This window comes from Streptomyces sp. NPDC002690 (genome assembly GCF_053592415.1).
In genome coordinates this window covers 16,212-32,274 of the sequence record NZ_JBSFVR010000044.1, presented here as the reverse complement: position 1 = coordinate 32,274, position 16,063 = coordinate 16,212, and the positions used below count along the sequence as shown (strand labels likewise).

General features: G+C 72.1%; 18 protein-coding genes. 12 read left to right on the top strand and 6 right to left on the bottom strand.

All coding sequences use genetic code 11. The features are described 5' to 3' along the window. Positions 1 to 53 precede the first annotated feature (53 nt). The 6 genes from ACWD3D_RS09140 to ACWD3D_RS09115 all read left to right on the top strand — a co-directional run bounded on the left by ACWD3D_RS09140 (position 54) and on the right by ACWD3D_RS09115 (position 5,481). Positions 54 to 1,283 (top strand): cytochrome P450, encoded by a 1,230-nt coding sequence (locus tag ACWD3D_RS09140; protein ID WP_451460265.1) that lies wholly within the window; start codon positions 54 to 56, stop codon positions 1,281 to 1,283. Then, the gene (locus tag ACWD3D_RS09135; protein ID WP_451460263.1) at positions 1,280 to 2,071 is read left to right on the top strand and encodes an SRPBCC domain-containing protein; all 792 of its coding nucleotides are present in this window, start codon (positions 1,280 to 1,282) and stop codon (positions 2,069 to 2,071) included. The genes ACWD3D_RS09140 and ACWD3D_RS09135 overlap by 4 nt, the downstream gene beginning before the upstream one ends. Further along, entirely contained in the window at positions 2,071 to 2,271 is a 201-nt protein-coding gene (locus tag ACWD3D_RS09130) for a hypothetical protein (RefSeq protein ID WP_451460262.1), read from the top strand. The genes ACWD3D_RS09135 and ACWD3D_RS09130 overlap by 1 nt, the downstream gene beginning before the upstream one ends. A 652-nt stretch (positions 2,272 to 2,923) precedes the next feature. Then, positions 2,924 to 3,736 carry a hypothetical protein gene (locus ACWD3D_RS09125; RefSeq protein ID WP_451460261.1) on the top strand — a complete coding sequence of 271 codons (813 nt, stop codon included), beginning with the start codon at positions 2,924 to 2,926 and terminating at the stop codon, positions 3,734 to 3,736. Between the two features lie 632 nt (positions 3,737 to 4,368). Beyond that, positions 4,369 to 4,635, top strand: a complete 267-nt coding sequence (locus ACWD3D_RS09120) for a hypothetical protein (RefSeq protein WP_451460260.1) — start codon at positions 4,369 to 4,371, stop codon at positions 4,633 to 4,635. 66 nt (positions 4,636 to 4,701) lie between these two features. Further along, positions 4,702 to 5,481 carry an ABC transporter permease gene (locus ACWD3D_RS09115; RefSeq protein ID WP_451460259.1) on the top strand — a complete coding sequence of 260 codons (780 nt, stop codon included), beginning with the start codon at positions 4,702 to 4,704 and terminating at the stop codon, positions 5,479 to 5,481. A 15-nt stretch (positions 5,482 to 5,496) separates the two neighbouring features. Here the strand turns inward: ACWD3D_RS09115 and ACWD3D_RS09110 are convergent, their stop codons facing one another. Continuing rightward, positions 5,497 to 5,706 carry a hypothetical protein gene (locus ACWD3D_RS09110; RefSeq protein ID WP_451460258.1) on the bottom strand — a complete coding sequence of 70 codons (210 nt, stop codon included), beginning with the start codon at positions 5,704 to 5,706 and terminating at the stop codon, positions 5,497 to 5,499. A 126-nt stretch (positions 5,707 to 5,832) separates the two neighbouring features. Continuing rightward, complete coding sequence (locus ACWD3D_RS09105; protein ID WP_451460257.1) at positions 5,833 to 6,465, bottom strand: TetR/AcrR family transcriptional regulator; 633 nt, start codon at positions 6,463 to 6,465, stop codon at positions 5,833 to 5,835. Between the two features lie 172 nt (positions 6,466 to 6,637). On the opposite strand from ACWD3D_RS09105, the gene ACWD3D_RS09100 reads away from it, so the two are divergent. Next, positions 6,638 to 7,600, top strand: a complete 963-nt coding sequence (locus tag ACWD3D_RS09100; protein WP_451460256.1) for a zinc-binding dehydrogenase — start codon at positions 6,638 to 6,640, stop codon at positions 7,598 to 7,600. 101 nt (positions 7,601 to 7,701) lie between these two features. Here ACWD3D_RS09100 and ACWD3D_RS09095 read toward each other — a convergent pair whose 3' ends face one another. Both ACWD3D_RS09095 and ACWD3D_RS09090 read right to left on the bottom strand, forming a co-directional pair. Next, entirely contained in the window at positions 7,702 to 8,574 is an 873-nt protein-coding gene (locus tag ACWD3D_RS09095) for an undecaprenyl-diphosphate phosphatase (protein WP_451460255.1), read from the bottom strand. Between the two features lie 197 nt (positions 8,575 to 8,771). Then, positions 8,772 to 9,485 carry a TVP38/TMEM64 family protein gene (locus ACWD3D_RS09090; RefSeq protein WP_451460254.1) on the bottom strand — a complete coding sequence of 238 codons (714 nt, stop codon included), beginning with the start codon at positions 9,483 to 9,485 and terminating at the stop codon, positions 8,772 to 8,774. Positions 9,486 to 9,677: 192 nt separating this feature from the next. Between ACWD3D_RS09090 and ACWD3D_RS09085 the strand changes: the two genes are divergently transcribed. The 3 genes from ACWD3D_RS09085 to ACWD3D_RS09075 all read left to right on the top strand — a co-directional run bounded on the left by ACWD3D_RS09085 (position 9,678) and on the right by ACWD3D_RS09075 (position 12,059). Next, positions 9,678 to 9,854 (top strand): hypothetical protein, encoded by a 177-nt coding sequence (locus ACWD3D_RS09085; RefSeq protein WP_451460253.1) that lies wholly within the window; start codon positions 9,678 to 9,680, stop codon positions 9,852 to 9,854. A 91-nt stretch (positions 9,855 to 9,945) separates the two neighbouring features. After that, positions 9,946 to 11,121 carry an elongation factor Tu gene (gene tuf / locus ACWD3D_RS09080; RefSeq protein WP_451460252.1) on the top strand — a complete coding sequence of 392 codons (1,176 nt, stop codon included), beginning with the start codon at positions 9,946 to 9,948 and terminating at the stop codon, positions 11,119 to 11,121. A 92-nt stretch (positions 11,122 to 11,213) separates the two neighbouring features. Then, positions 11,214 to 12,059 (top strand): spermidine synthase, encoded by an 846-nt coding sequence (locus tag ACWD3D_RS09075; RefSeq protein ID WP_451460251.1) that lies wholly within the window; start codon positions 11,214 to 11,216, stop codon positions 12,057 to 12,059. Here ACWD3D_RS09075 and ACWD3D_RS09070 read toward each other — a convergent pair. Beyond that, a complete protein-coding gene (locus ACWD3D_RS09070) occupies positions 12,021 to 13,376 on the bottom strand; it encodes an MFS transporter (RefSeq protein ID WP_451460250.1) in 1,356 nt (451 codons plus the stop codon). The two genes, ACWD3D_RS09075 and ACWD3D_RS09070, sit on opposite strands and share 39 nt — an antisense overlap. A 174-nt stretch (positions 13,377 to 13,550) precedes the next feature. Further along, positions 13,551 to 14,615 carry a hypothetical protein gene (locus ACWD3D_RS09065; protein WP_451460249.1) on the bottom strand — a complete coding sequence of 355 codons (1,065 nt, stop codon included), beginning with the start codon at positions 14,613 to 14,615 and terminating at the stop codon, positions 13,551 to 13,553. Positions 14,616 to 14,709: 94 nt separating this feature from the next. On the opposite strand from ACWD3D_RS09065, the gene ACWD3D_RS09060 reads away from it, so the two are divergent. Beyond that, on the top strand, positions 14,710 to 15,165 hold the full coding sequence (locus tag ACWD3D_RS09060; protein ID WP_451460248.1) for a DUF4442 domain-containing protein: 456 nt from the start codon (positions 14,710 to 14,712) through the stop codon (positions 15,163 to 15,165). Positions 15,166 to 15,337: 172 nt separating this feature from the next. Further along, positions 15,338 to 15,988: a DedA family protein gene (locus ACWD3D_RS09055; RefSeq protein ID WP_451460247.1), complete on the top strand. Its 651-nt coding sequence runs from the start codon at positions 15,338 to 15,340 to the stop codon at positions 15,986 to 15,988. Positions 15,989 to 16,063 lie beyond the last annotated feature (75 nt).

Sequence of the window (16,063 nt, the reverse complement as noted above, 5' to 3'; positions counted from 1 at the left end):
CGGCGGACCACGTACGCCGACCCCCGCACCGCCGGCTCCTCGCCCACGTACTCCTGTTCCCGCATCTCGCACCAGGCCGGGATGCCGCCGGCCTGGCCGCGGCCCTGCTCACCCCGGAAGCCCGGCGGGACCCGTACCCGCTGTACGCCCGCATGCGGCGCGACGACCCGGTCCACCGCAGCCCCCAGGGCATCTGGTACCTCACCCGCCACGCCGACGTGGAGGCGGCCCTCGGCGACCTGCGGCTGTCCAACGACCGGGACAGGATGACCCGCGCCTACAGCTCGCTCGGCGGCGACCTCAAAGCCCTCAGCCGGCTCACCGATCGACTCGGCCGGGTGATGAGCAACACCGACCCGCCGGACCACGCCCGGCTGCGCAAACTGGCCAACAAGGCGTTCACCGCCCGGCGCGTCGAAGCCCTGCGCGACGGCGTGCAGCGGATCGTCGACCGGCTCGTCGACGAGGCGGTCGCGGCCGGTCCGGCCGTGGAACTGATCGAGGCGGTTGCCTCGCCCCTGCCGATGTCCGTCGTCTGTGACCTCTTCGGCATTCCGGACGAGGACCGGCCGCAGGTCAAGAGCTGGTTCAGCCGCTTCGGCCGGCTCAGCGAGGACATCGACAAGTCCGAGGCGGCGATCGACGCTTACGAGGAGTACCTCTCCGGGCTCATCCGGCAGCGCCGCCGCGAACCGGGCGACGACCTGATCAGCGCCCTGGTCGCCACCCAGACCACGGACGACCGGCTCACCGACTCCGAACTGCTCTCCACCTGCTTCGTCCTGATCACCGCCGGGGACGAGACCACCACCCACCTCATCAGCAACGGCATGCTGGCCCTGCTGCGCAACCCGGACCAATGGGCCAGGCTGTGCGCGGAGCCGGGCCTGATCCGCGGGGCGGTCGAGGAACTGGCCCGCTACGACACGGTGACCCAGGCGATCGTCCGGGTGGTGGCGGAGGACCTGGAGATCGGCGGACGGACCCTGCGCGAGGGCGAGTTGGTGTACCTGTTCCTCGGCGCGACCAACCGCGATCCCGAACGCTTCGAGGACCCCGACCGGCTCGACCTGTGCCGCCCGGGCAACCGCCACCTGAGCTTCGGCCACGGACCGCACTTCTGCCTCGGCGGCCCGCTGGCCAGACTCCAGGCGGAGGTGGCCATCGGCACGCTGGCGCGCCGGCTGCCCGGGCTGCGACTGGCGGACGGGGCGGAGCCGGAATGGCGTGACAACCCGCTGCAGCGGCGGCTGACAGCCCTCCCGCTCATCCACCGACCATGAACGACGACGAAGGAGCGGTACCGACCATGGCCCGAGAGTTCGAGGTCCGCCGAGAGCAGGACCTGCCCGTCGCGCCCGAGCAGGTCTGGGACGCGGTGGCCACCGGCGCAGGCAACCTCGGCTGGCTCTATCCGATGGACATCGAGCCGCGCGTGGGCGGCAGGGCGACCCGGGGGGACGCCACGGTCGTGGCGTGGGATCCCCCGCACCACTTGGCCGTCCGGGCGACCCAGGACGGCGGGTTCTCCAACACCCTCAGCTACCGCGTCGAACCGGCCGACGGCGGCACGAGCCACCTGCGGATGGGAATCCACTGGGTGCACACGGGCGTCGTCGACGACGCCTGGAACTGGGACGCCAAGACGGACGTGGCCGAGAAGTACGTGGACTTCCACCAGCACGCCCTGGCCGAGTACCTCCGGCACTTCGCCGGCCGCCCCGCCGTCTACGTCAGGTCCCAGCACCCCGAACCCACCGCCGATCCGGCCGACTTCGCCGAGCTGCGCCGACGCCTCGGCCTCGCCGAGGACGCCGCCGTCGGCGACCGGTTCACACTCCTCGCCCCCGGCTCCGGCCAGGAACCCGTCGAGGTGGTCGTCGACTGGCTCAGCACCGACTTCGTCGGCCTCCGTGGCCCGGACGCCCTGTACCGGTTCTTCAACGGCAGTACCTGGAACGTGCCGATCTGGCTCGGACACCACCTGTTCGCCGAACACGCCGACGAGCAGCAGGCCACCAAGGAGTGGACCGCCTGGCTCAACGACCCCGCCCCCGCTCAGGAGTTCTGATGGAGACCGCCACGCAGAGACTGCTCTTCGCCGCCGAACTCGTCGAGGAGAACGGTACCTACGCCCTCGTCGTCCAGAACGTGAGGACGGGCGCCGTCCAGACGACCCCGGTCCCCAAGGCCATGGTCGACAAGCTCCCGACGTTCCTCTCGGCGCTCACCGCCAAGTTCAACCCGGTCGCACAGCGCCGCCGTTGGTAGCCCGGACCGGTACGTCCACGCGGGCCCGACCGTGCTGAGGTGCTTTCCTCGCCGCCGGCGTCCGAGTCCTGTGGGCACGGTGGCTCGCTGAGGGCCGGCCACGCTTCCACCCACCGCGCGGTCTTGTCCTCGTACGCCTGACGGGGAGCGACGGTCACGGGACTCGGACACGAGGGCTGCCCCGTGACATCGTTCCTCATGGCGTACGTGCTCATCCGTCCGTGCGTGACGGGCCCGGTCGAGCGGTTGATGCCGGACGAGTCGTGGGCGCTGTCCCGGCGGTTCGCCCGGGGGAGCGCGGTCCGGGTCCGCGCCCGGCTCCACCGTGTGGCCCCGGACGGACGAGCCGTCTTCCGGTCGGCCCTGCCGCCGACGCCTCCACCGTCGCGGCGAACGAAAGCCGAGCGCTTCTCGCCTCCGTCGGCATGGCGGCAGTCCTCGCTCGCCACCGACGAGAACCAGGTGACACGACGTCCTGGCCAGCGGATCATGATCACGACATCTGCTAAATTGCTTGCACCGTGCATGAATGATCTGCCGGTACGCCGATACCCACCGCGCCCATCGCACGTGCTGCGTGGGATTCGGCCCGTCGGCCCTTCGCGCGTACCACCGCCGGGCGGTCGGCGGCGGGGCCCCACCCTGGAGAGAAATGACGAACGTGACCCGCGCCCCCCGGATGGTCGGCGCCGGACTGGTGGCCCTCGTGATGACCGCCGGTACGGCGGCCTGTTCCTCGGACGGCGGGGACGGCCGATCCGCAGCGGGGGCCTCCCCGAAGGCCGAGGTGCTCACGGAGAACGGCTACCGCGGCCTGACGCCAGGCATGAGCAAGGACGCCGCGCTGGCCGGCGGCACTCTGGAGACGACGGCGATCTCGCTGCTCGGCGGCTGCACCGACTTCACCTTCACGGGGTCGGCCGCCGGCCGGCCCTCCGAGGACACTGCCCGGATGGCGGCGGAGGCCGAGGCCGAGGCGAAGCTCGAGGAACTCGACGCGAAGGCGGACCAGGCAGCCACTGCCGAGGACCCGCTGCCGACCCTGCCGCCGAACGCCTCCGCGGCTCAGTCCGCGGAGTTCGCCGAGCGCGCGGCGCGGTCGGCCGCGAAACTGCAGGCCGACACCAGGGCCATCGCGGACGCGGCACAGGCCCAGGCGGACGTCATGAAGCTGCGCGAGGACCTGGGCAAGGCGTTCCTGGCGCAAGGCCGGGTCTCCTTCGGCTCCGCCGGGCTGCGCGAACTCGCCGTTCCGGCCGCCGCACGGACGGCCGAGGGCATCGGTGCAGGGTCCACCCTCGCAGAGCTCGAGCACGCCTATGACTCCCACGGCCTCGTACTGGCCGAGGACGGCCGGTACAGCGTGCCCGTCGACGGAAAGAAGGACTGGGCGTACGAGTTCACCACCGACGGGGACAAGGTCAGTGGCCTCGCCCTCATCAACCCTGACATGAAGTGCTCCTGACCGGACGTCGGTCCGGCGCGGTCCCGGCGCCGTCGGTCGCGCCGGACCGTGCCCACCTGACCCTCGCACGGCCAACGGTGTGGGTGGCGGCCCGTAAGAGGCGGGACGGTCGGGGACAGCCGGGGACGGAGTGCCGGTCAGTTCGCTTGGATTCGCCGTCGCCGGGCGGCCGGGCCGCCGCGCTACGGCGCCTGTGAACCTCACGCACGAGTCGCCGGAGCGTCGCCACCTGAAGCAGCACCGCACCAGCGATGAACCAGCCTGAATCGTCTCCGTCCAGATATGCCCGCACCGCGCCGGTGACGAGCGTGAGGGAGACCAGAACGCCCGCCGTCGACGTGGCCAGGCCGATTCGATCAGTCACCTGCGCAGTGTCCTGGCTCCATCGCGTTCCTGTCCGCGCCGCGCGACCGAACCGCGAACCCGCCGTCAGGTACCAGGAAGGCCACCGGTCGGACCGTGCCGCGGGGGAACGGCCCGGTGCACGGCGTCCGCCGGCCGGGTGGACGGGGCCCGACGGCCGTTCGGGATCACCCGGACACGGGTGCCGTGGGGGAAGCCCGACGACGGTCCGGAGCGCGGTGAGCGGTCCGCGCACTGCGGTTGTCAGTGGTGGGTGCGATCCTGCCCGTATGGACGAGCTGATGCGGCGTCGGGTGTACGGCGCCGACCATGAGGACCCGGACCCCGGACCACGCCCCGGGCACACCTACCGTGAGCTGGTGGGCGGCCCCCTGGACGGGCTGCTCCTCGACGTGACCGGATGGTCGGAGACGGCGCTGTCCGAGGGGGCGGCCCTGATCACGGAGATAGGAGCGTACGGCCCGGGTGGCCGTGCCGAGTACGGCCCGCGCCGGGGCGATCTCCACCGGTGGGACTGGCAGGGCGACACCCCGTAACCACCGTACGAGTCCCTGCCTCCGGCCCTGCTCGGCGGTCTCCCACAGGGCCCATAGGGTGGTCCGGTGACTCTGAGCGCGGCATCTCTTCTCCCGGTCAATCTCACCCTCGGCGTCCTGCTGGGTGCGCTCGCGCTGGTGGCGGCGGCCGTGGCGGGGCTCTGCCACCTCTCCCCGGACGACCGGACGCACCGGGCCCGGGAGATTCTGATCGCCGGGGTGCGTGCGGCGGTCCAGCTCGCCGCGGTCTCCCTCGTCATCGCCTGGGCGGTCCACCAGGTCCTCGGGCTGCTGACGTTCCTGGTCGTCATGTTCTCGGTCGCGGTGCGCACGGCCGGGCGCCGGATCACCGGCAACCACACCTGGTGGCTGGCGTGCGTGCCGATCGCCGCCGGGGTGGTGCCGGTGGTCGCCTCGCTGCTGCTGACCGGACTCGTACCGGTGAGGGGCCTCGCGCTGATCCCGGTCACCGGAATCCTCATCGGCGGGGCGCTCACGGTGACCGTCCAGGCCGGGCGGCGGGCCCTGGACGAGCTGGAGCAGCGGCGGGGCGAGGTGGAGGCGGCCATGGCCCTCGGGTTCCCGGACCGGGACGCCCGGCTGGAGATCGCGCGGCCCTCCGCGTCCGACGCGTTGTTGCCCGGCCTCGATCAGACCCGGACCGTGGGGCTGGTGACGCTTCCCGGCGCGTTCGTCGGGATGCTGCTGGGGGGCGCGAGTCCGCTCATGGCGGGCGCGGTCCAGCTCTTCGTGCTGGTCGCGCTGATGGCCGTGCAGGCGATCGCGGTGGCGATCACCGTCGAACTCGTCGCCCAGCACCGGATCCACCGGGCCGGGCCGGGGTGACGGGCAGCGCCGAGGTCAGGCCGCTTCGTAGCGGTGGGGCCGGCCGCCCTGCCACTCGACCCACCGGGGGTCGTCGAGCAGCCGCTCGGCATCGTGGAGCCCTGCCCGCCGGAGGAACTCGACCACGTCGGAGTCGCCCGTCGCGAGCCCCGCGATCTGCCCCCGGATGGTGACACGCCGACCACCGGCGGGGGAAGGGCGGTGGATGCTGATCGGCGCGCTCATGAGTCCAGGGTGCGCCGGGCGCGGGATCGGCGCAGGAGGGCGGTGTGCGGTCGGGCCGGTGGGCGTGGGCGTAGCGGGCGCCGCGAAGAACAGGGGCTTGGCAAGTTATCGAACATTAATTCGAGTCTACGCCTGAGTGGGCCGCACCGTGGTCCCCCCGTTCATCGGCGGCAGGGGTGCGTGGTGGGGGCAGGCCTCCAGCGCCTGGATCGCCAGCGCCGCGAAGCGCCGCGAGGCCGTGATCCGGGTGGTCTCCGTCGTGGCGTTGATCCCCTTGTTGGCCATGAGTACGAGAACCAGGTCGTCCAGCACGAAGTCGGCCCGCAGACGTCCTGCTTCCTTGGCCCGCTCGGCGAGTCCGGCGACCGCCCGCACCGTGTACTCACGGCCGGCCGCGACATCCGTCGTCCCCGGGAAAGCCGACAGGAAAGCCTCGGTGAAGCCCCGGTCGCGGGCGTGCAGCTCGCAGATCCTCTCGATCACCAGGCACAGGCCGTGCCACGGATCAGGATGCGCGCACCCCTCGTCGACGATGGCGCGGCACGCGTGCAGCTGTTCCGCGAACGCGTCGGCGACCAGCGTCCGCTTGGTCGGGAAGTGCCGGTACAAGGTGGCGGGCCCCACCCCGGCACGACGTGCGATCTTCCGCAGCGGCACGTCCAGGCCCTCGGCGGAGAACAGTGCCCTGGCCGCGTCGAGGATGCGTCCGCGATTGTCCAGCGCGTCGGAACGCGGGGTGTGAGGCAAAAGATCGGTCACCGCTCTCACTTTAGCCAGGCGGACGGGGGCGTTCGTTACCGTCCGAAGGGTGAGGAGCGCGGCGCCGGGGCCCACCGGGGCAACGGTGCGAGGCGGTCCCTTCCGCCGATCGGTGACCGGTGGTGGACGAGGCACGGATCGTGTCCCAGCGATCCGGGAACACGGAGACGACATGAAGGCAATCGCCATCCAGGCGTTCGGAGGTCCGGAAGGTCTGGCCGTGATCGACCTGCCGGTACCCGTGCCTGCCGCCGGGCAGGTGCTGATCGCTGTCGAGGCGGTGGGCGTCTCCGGTGCGGACACCCTGATCCGGAGCGGGGCTCTGGCCGCCTACGGGTTCAAGGAGGGGCACGTTCCGGGTGGCGAGGTGGCGGGCAGGGTGATCGCGGTCGGCGACGGTGTCGACACCTCGTGGACCGGCCGCCGGGTGTGGGGCTCCACCGGCACCGGCGGAGGCTACGCCGAGCAGGCCGTCGTGCCGGTCGAGGAGATCCTTCCCCTGCCCGGCGACCTGTCCGCCGTCGACGCGGTGACACTCGGCAGCGCCGGCGTGGTGTCGCACTTCGGGCTCCGGCATGCCCATTTCGCTCCCGGGGAGACGGTCCTGGTGCGCGGCGCGGCCGGCAGCATCGGGATCACGGCCGTGCAGCTCGCCGCCCGCGGTGGTGCCGCCGCGGTGGCGGTGACGACATCGTCCACCGAACGCGGCGAACGACTGCGCCGCCTCGGCGCGACCCATGTACTGGAGCGCTCCGGCGACGGAGGGCAAGGCGCTCCCGCGGGCTACGACGTCATCATCGACGTCGTGGCCGGCCGGGACATGCCCTCGTTCTTCGACCGGCTCAACCCGAACGGCCGCATGGTGGCCGTGGGCGCTGTCGGGGGCCTGCCGCCCGCCGACTTCGGTACGAAGATCATGGCGGCGTTCCAGAAGTCGATGTCCTTCGCCGCTTTCAGCGCGGCCACCGTCACCCGGGCCGACCTGCGGGCGGTACGCGGCGAGCAGTTCGCCGCAGCCGGCCGCGGCGACATCGAGACGGTGGTGCACGAAGTGCTGCCCCTGGAGGCAGCCGTGCCCGCGCACCGGAAGATGGACGCGGGTGAGGTCTTCGGCAGAATCGTGCTGACACCGTAGAGTCCGCGCTCTCCCCGGGACTTCCGTACGCGAAAGCCGGGGCGGGTCCGCCTCGCACCCTTTCGGGTGGCGGTCCCGCCCCGGCTCTCCGCTGCGTTTGGTCAGCCCGCCGACTCGCCCGCGTGGGGGCTCAGCACGCCTGCCGTGACCAGGGCGAAGAGCACGATGCCGAGGACCACCCGGTAGTAGACGAAGGGCATGAAGCTCTTGGAGGAGATGAACTTCATGAACCACGAGATGACCACGTAACCGACCACGAACGCGACCAGGGTCGCGAAGATCGTCGGACCCCAGGAGACGTGGCCCTCGCCCGCGTCCTTGAGCTCGAAGACGCCGGAGGCCAGGACCGCGGGGATGGCCAGCAGGAAGGAGTAACGGGCCGCGGCCTCGCGGGTGTAGCCCATCAGCAGACCACCGCTGATGGTGGCGCCCGAGCGGGAGACTCCCGGGATCAGGGCCATCGCCTGGCAGATTCCGTAGATCAGACCGTCACGTACCCCGAGGTCCTGGAGCGACTTGCGCTCCTTGGCGGCGCGATGCTTGCCGCCGGCCTCGTCGCGGGCCGCGAGCCGGTCCGCGATGCCGAGGACGATGCCCATGACGATCAGCGTCGTCGCGATCAGGCGGAGATCACGGAAGGGGCCCTCGATCTGGTCCTTGAACGTCACCCCGAGCACGCCGATCGGGATCGAGCCGACGATGACCAGCCAGCCCATCTGGGCGTCGTGGTTGCTGCGCATCTCGCGGTCGAAGAGCGAGCGGAACCAGGACGAGATGATGCGGGCGATGTCCTTGCGGAAGTAGATGATCACCGCCGCTTCCGTGCCGATCTGGGTGATGGCGGTGAACGCGGCGCCGGGGTCGTGCCACCCGGCGAAAGCGGCGGTCAGCCGCAGGTGTGCGCTGGAGGAGATCGGCAGGAACTCGGTAAGTCCCTGCACGAACCCCAGGACGAATGATTCGAACCAGCTCATGGGGCTTCGGCCATCCCGGAGGTGATCAGGCTACGGCCGCGCGACATGGAGGACGCCGGCAGCGTGCGAATACGGTCAGAAAAGGGCAAGGCGCAAGCCTCGGAGATCTTTTGTCGTCGGCCGCAGGGTATCGCCTGCGGGTGAACGACTCGTCCCCTGCCCCCGCCCGGCCCCCTGCCGCGCCGCCGGGCGCGGGTTCAGGCGGCCTTGCCGAACCGGTGGCGTTTGCGCCAGGCGACCAGCGCGCCTCCGACGGCCGACAGCACGATGAAACCCGTGGCGGCCAGGAACGCGGGGGACGTGGGCGAGGCCGCCTCGCTGCCGGCGACGACGTAGGCGGCCGTGTTGGGGATGGACCCGAGCCCGGTCGCCAGCAGGAACGGCGCGTACCGCATCCGGGAGGTGGCCGCGCAGTAGTTGGCCGCGGCGAACGGCACGCCCGGGAAGAGCCGGAGCGCCAGCATGGAGCGGAAGCCGTGCCGGCTCAGCAGGGAGTCCGCCGCCTTCAGCCAGCGCCCGCGCACCAGGGTGCGCAGCGCGTCCTGCCCCAGTACCCGGCCGAGCAGGAAGGAGGTGCCGGCCCCGAGCACCGTGCCCGCCAGGGCAGCGGCCAGACCCGCCTGCGTACCGAAGAGCGCCCCCGCCGCCAGGTTGAGGAGAGGGCGCGGCGCGAAGGCCACGGTGGAGACGCCGTACGCCAGCCCGAAGAGCAGGGCCGCTGTGCCGCCCGTCAGCTGGGACGGCCAGCCGGAGGAGAGCATCCGCTGCGGGTCGAGGAGCAGCATGGCCGACGCGGCGGCGGCCAGCACCACCACGAGCAGCGAGAACCGGGACCAGGGGGACAGCAGCGCCTTCGAAAGGCGCAGGGCCGGACCGTTGCGGGGACGGGCCGCGGGGACGGGTTCGAACATTTGGGGAGAGTAACGGAAAGGGGCATGTGATCGCCGTAATGTACGCGTGATGATCTGACGATCCGACAGGGTCGGCTGTCCGACGGGACCGACAGGTGAGCCGGCCGGCCCGTGCCCACCGCGCCCGGCACGCGCCGGACCGCACCCGGAAAACCTGTCGACGCGCCGCCGCCGACCGGCCATCATCCAGACATGTCCCGGTACGCCTTCCTCGCAGCGCCGTCCGCAGTCGCGGACGCGCCGAAGGCTGCCGCGACCACCACGGCACCCCTCGCGGCGGCACCCCTCGCGGCGGCACCCCTCGCGGCGGCACTCCCCGTCGCAGCCGCCTCCGCCGCCCCGGCGTCGCTCGGCGGCGCCCGAAGCTGACCCTCCTCCGACTGTCCGGCGGACCCCGCGAGGGGAGGGTCGGACGGGCACAGGGGTCCCTTCTCACGGCTTCGAAACCAAGGAACGAGCCATGCCCAAGACGGCATTCGTCCGCACCAAGCCCCACCTCAACATCGGAACCATGGGTCATGTCGACCACGGCAAGACCACCCTCACCGCCGCCATCACCAAGGTGCTGAGCGCGCGGCTGGGCGCCGCCACCTCGTACGTCGCGTTCGACCGGATCGACCGCGCCCCCGAGGAGAGCCGGCGCGGCATCACCATCAACCTCTCGCACGTCGAGTACGAGACCGACACCCGGCACTACGCCCACGTCGACATGCCGGGCCATGCCGACTACGTCAAAAACATGGTCACCGGAGCCGCCCAGCTCGACGGGGCGATCCTCGTCGTCTCCGCGCTCGACGGCGTCATGCCGCAGACCGCCGAGCACGTGCTGCTGGCCCGTCAGGTCGGCGTCGACCACATCGTCGTCGCCCTCAACAAGGCCGACGCCGCCGACCCCGAGCTGGCCGAACTGGTGGAACTGGAGGTGCGCGACCTGCTCTCGGCCCACGGATACGGAGGCGACACCGTGCCCGTCGTCCAGGTCTCCGGGCTCGGGGCGCTGGAGGGCGAACCGCGCTGGACGGCCGCGATCGAGGGGCTGCTCGACGCGGTGGACACGTACGTGCCGATGCCGGTGCGCTACACCGACGCGCCCTTCCTGCTGCCGGTGGAGAACGTCCTCACCATCACCGGGCGCGGCACCGTCGTCACCGGCGCGGTCGAGCGCGGCACCGTACGCATCGGTGACCGGGTCCAGGTGCTGGGCGCGGACGCGGAGACGGTGGTCACCGGACTGGAGACCTTCGGCAGGCCCATGGAGTCCGCGCAGGCCGGGGACAACGTCGCCCTGCTGCTGCGCGGGGTGGAGCGCGACCGCGTCCGCCGGGGCCACGTCGTGGCCGCGCCGGGCAGCGTCGTCCCGACCCGCCGTTTCACCGCGCAGGTGTACGTCCTGTCCGCCCGCGAGGGCGGCCGTACCACCTCGGTCGCCACCGGGTACCGGCCGCAGTTCTACATCCGTACGGCGGACGTGGTCGGTGACGTGGACCTGGGTGCGGCCGGGGCGGCGCGCCCGGGGGAGACGGTCACCATGACCGTGGAGCTCGGCCGGGACGTCCCGCTGGAGCCCGGGCTCGGCTTCGCGATCCGTGAGGGCGGCCGTACGGTCGGCGCCGGCACCGTCACCGCGCTGCTCTGACGGCGGCGGCATGCGCCGGGGCCCGTCTTCCTCACCCGGGGGAGGCGGGCCCGTCGTTCGTGGCGCACCGCCGGACGCCTCACAATGGGGGAGTGAACGAGCCGATACCCGTCATCCGCGATGTCGACTGCGGCACCGCCCGCCTGCTGCCCGACGTGGACCGGGACCGCGCGTGGCTGCTCACGGTCGACGGGGCCCCACAGTCGTACGTGGACCTGGACGACCCCGCGCACCTGGAGTTCGAGTACGTCCAACGGCTCGCGCACGTGCTGGACACCGTCGCGGACCCGGGCGAACCGCTCGACGTCCTGCACCTGGGCGGCGGGGCGCTGACCCTGCCGCGCTACACCGCCGCCACCCGGCCCGGCTCCCGGCAGTGGGTCGCCGAGGCCGACCGGGGACTGCTGGAGCTGGTGGCGGAGCAACTCCCGCTGACCGACGGCAGCGGCATCACCGTGCACGCCGAGGACGCCCGGGAGCTGCTGGAGCGGACCGCTCCGGGAACTGTCGACGTACTGATCGCCGACGTCTTCGGCGGGTCCCGCGTCCCGGCCCACCTCACCTCGGTCGAGTACGCGCGGGCCGCCGCCCGTGCCCTGCGCGAGGACGGGATCTACGCCGCCAACCTCGCCGACAGCGCGCCCTTCGGTTTCCTCCGCTCCCAGCTCGCCGGCTTCGCCACCGTCTTCTCCGAGCTGGCGGTCATCGCCGAGCCCGCCGTGCTGCGCGGCCGGCGCTTCGGGAACGTCGTCCTGCTGGCCGCGCACGCGCCCCTGGACACCGCCGCGCTCACCCGGCGGTGCGCCGGTGACGCGTTCCCCGCCCGGGTCGAGCACGGTCCGGCGCTCACCCGCCTGATCGGCCGGGCGGAGCCGGTCGGCGACACCGACGCCGTCGCCTCACCCGAGCCGCCCGCGGGCGCCTTCAGCATCGGCTGAGGAAGCGACGGGCGGGGCACCGGCGGGCAGGGGGAGGGGAGAGCCCTCGGAACCGGGTCCGGCCGCCGTGACGGGCTCGGTGTGCTCGCGCCGGGTCATGTTCCGCACGTCCGGTACGAGCAGCACCAGCGCGGTCATGATCAGCACCAGCGCGGCGCACCCCCACAGCGCGGTACCCCGCCCGACGAGCCCCTCGACCGGGCCGGCCACCGCCGTGGCGAGCGGCAGCATCGCGACGGATCCGAACCAGTCGTACGCCGAGACCCGGGACAGCTTGTCCTCGGGGATCTCCTGATGCATCGTCGTCATCCAGGACACCCCGAACACCTCTATGGCGACGCCGCTCACGAACATCACGGCGCAGAGCCCCGCCACCGGCAACGGCACGGCGAGCGCCGCCGAGGGGAGGGCCAGCGGGAAGACGCCGAGCGTGCCCGCGAGCAGCAGCCGCCGGGGCTTCCACCGGGACATCAGCAGCGCCCCGCCGAGCGTGCCCACACCGAACGTGGCGAGGGCGGTACCCCAGGGGCCGGGGCCGCCGAACTCGTCGCGGGCGACCAGCGGACCGTAGACCGACTCGGCGGCGCCGACGACTGCCACGACCACCGAGAACTGCGCCACGATCGACCACAGCCAGGGGCGGCCGATGAACTCCTGCCACCCCTCCCGCATGTCGGAGAGGAGGCCGCCGCCCGGTTCGCGGGCGGGTATGTGGCTCACGTCGAGGAAGGCGCGCAGGCCCCCGGCGACCGCGAAGCCCGCCGCGTCCAGGGCCAGTACCCAACCGGGGTCCACCGCCGAGGCCATGACCCCGCCGAGGGCGGCCCCGCCGATGCCCGCGCCCTGGGACGACATGCGGAAGAAGGAGAAGGCCCGGCCCGCCTGCTCCGGGGTGACGGAGGACATCAGCATCCCCTCGGCGGCCGGGTTGAAGAAGGCCTGTCCGGTGCCGCAGAGCGCGGTGAGGACCATCATCTGCCAGAGCTCGGCGGTGCCGGTCAGCACCAGCACGGCGAAGGCCGCCTGGGAGACGCAGTTGAGCGCGTTGGCCGCGACCATCACCCGGTGGCGCGGTATCCGGTCCGCGACCGCCCCGCCGATCAGGATGAAGACCACCAGCGGGAGGGTGCGGGCGGCGGCGACGAGGCCGATGTCCCCACCGTCCCCGCCTTGCTGGAGCACCGCGAACGAGGTGGCGATGAGGGCACTGCTGCTGCCCACACCCGTGATGACCGCGGCGGTGGTCAGCAGGGTGTAATTGCGGCCGGCCCAGTCGGGGCGGCGCCGCTTCACGGGGGAAGGTGCGGGGGATGTCACCCAGGGACTAAACACGGCGGTGCCCCGCCTTGCCAAATGGATATGTCCCCGCGAGGGCGTGAGGTCCGGCTTTCCCCGGTTCCGCCGCCGGGCTCCGGAAAGCCGGGCGGCGGAACCACGGGCATCTGAGCCGTGTCCGAAGGGTGTGATCGCAAGGCCGGAACGGCCACCGGATCAGGAGGTGATGTCCACCAGCCGGACGGTGCTCAGGATCTTGTCGACGGTGGTGTCGGGCAGCTCGTCGTCCACGCCGGTGGCGCCGTAGAGGACCCAGCTCGCGTAAGCGCCGTCGCTGTTCTTGAAGCTGAAGACGACCGACTTCCCGTCCGTGTCGCACTTGTTCTTGTTCGCCAGGCCGAGCGCGGTGGCCCTCGCGACGCTGCCGGTCAGACCGGACGTGGTGGTGTACGGCTCCGGGGCGGCCACCTTGATCTTGTCCGTGGGGTCGGTCTGCGCGTAGGCCGCCCAGACCCACTGTTCCGCGGTCTTCGTCGCCGCCTCGTCCGTCGACTTGGCGCCCTGCGCCCCCTTGCTGCCGACGCCGGCGAGGCTGGTCTCCTCCTCGTTCCCGTCCTTGTCGGAGTCGTCCACGCACCACTTGGTCTTGAGGTACGCGGGCGCGGTGAAAACGGCGGCGGGCGTGCCGGTCGGGTCCTTGGCGTCCTCGAAGCCCGCGCTCATGCCGGCGGACGACACCTCCCAGTCACCGGGTACCTCGAACCGCGTCCCCCACTTCGGGTTGGTGACGACCTTCCACCCGGGCACGGTCGGCTTCGGGTCGTCGTCCCCGCTGCGCGGATTGGCGGGTGTGGAGGTCGCGGCGGTCGGCTTCACCGAGGCGGTCGGTGAGCCCTTGCCGTCGGCGACGTCCTTGCCGCCCGGCTTGTCGTCCTTCTTCATCACCACGACGCCCGTGACGACCGCCGCCACCACGACCGCCGCGGCCGCGACCACGGCGACCACGGCGGTTTTCCGCTTGTCGTCCGGGCGCTGCGGGCCGCCGGGAGGCGGTCCCTGCACGGCGTACGCCGGAACGGTCGGCTGCTGGTACGGGTTCGGCCCGCCGGGCTGACCGTTCTGCGGGTAGCCGTAGCCGGGCTGCTGCCCTTGCGGCTGCCCCTGTGGGTATCCCGGCTGCTGGTACGGGTTCGGCTGCTGGTACCCCGGCTGCTGGTACGGATTCTGGTTCGGGTCCTGCGGGTTCTGCTCGCCCCCGGGCGGCTGCTGTCCTGGCCACATGGCCAGTAACCATAGAGGCACGCTGAGACGTCGGCCACGGCCGCCCCTGTGAGGGGATGGCCAAGAACGCTACCCGTGAGTAACATCTCGGGCCATGAGCGCTGCAGCAGAGAAGAACGTGGGCGACATGCTCGCCGCGACGGTACCGATGGTCCGCACCCTCGGCCTCGAATTCCTGGAGACGCAAGCGGAGCGCGCGGTGCTGCGCCTGCCCGACCAGGCCGACTACCACAACCACCTCGGCGGACCGCACGCCGGAGCCATGTTCACGCTGGCCGAGTCCGCCAGCGGCGCGATCGTGATGGCGGCCTTCGGCGACCAGCTCCACCGCGCCGTGCCGCTCGCCGTCCGGGCCGAGATCGGCTACCGGAAGCTCGCCATGGGTGAGGTCACCGCGACCGCCACCCTGGGCCGCCCCGCCGCCGAGGTCGTCGCCGAACTGGACGAGGGCAAGCGGCCCGAGTTCCCCGTCACGATCGAGATCACCCGCGCCGACGGGGCCGTGACCGGTGAGATGACGGTGATCTGGACCCTCCGGCCGCACGGCTGAGCCGGTCGGCCGTTCACCGATCCGGTCCGCCGGCCGGCGCGGCCCCGCCGGCCGGAGGTCCGCCGCCGGGAGCGGCCGACCTCGCCGGCTCCGCGCCCGGTAGGCTGGCGCACGGTGTCATGTCGCCGCACGGGCGGCCGACAGGGGGAACACCTGCACGGGAGGCACGGCTTTGCACGTTCAGGAGTGGCTCGAAACCATCCCCGCGCTCAGCATCTACCTTCTGGTGGCGGGCGTCATCGGTCTGGAGAGCCTGGGCATCCCGCTGCCCGGCGAGATCGTCCTCGTCAGCGCGGCCCTTCTCGCCTCCCAGCACGGGGACATCGACCCGTACGTCCTGGGAGCCTGCGCCACCGCCGGAGCGGTCATCGGCGACTCGATCGGCTACGCGATCGGCAGGAAGGGCGGCCGTCCGCTGCTGGCCTGGCTGGAGGCGAGATTCCCCAAGCACTTCGGTGCCGCCCAGGTGGGCATGGCGGAGCGCTCGTTCCAGAAGTGGGGCATGTGGGCGGTGTTCTTCGGCCGCTTCGTGGCCCTGCTGCGCATCTTCGCGGGGCCGCTCGCCGGTGTGCTGCGCATGCCGTACTGGAAGTTCCTGATCGCCAACGTGCTCGGCGGCGTCGCCTGGGCGGGGGGCACCACCGCCGTCATCTACACGGTGGGCGTGGTGGCCGAGTCGTGGCTCAAGCGATTCTCCTGGCTCGGGCTCGTGGTCGCGGTACTCATCGGCCTGACCTCGATGCTGGTGCTGAAGAACCGTGCGAAGAAGGCCGCCGCCCAGTCCGCCGAAGCACCCGCCACCTCCGCCGCGACGGCGGACTGAACGCCGGACCGAGCGTCGGGCCGAACGTCCGGCCGGACACCGTCCGGAGTCCGGCCCGGCGTCCGGCAGCCAGGG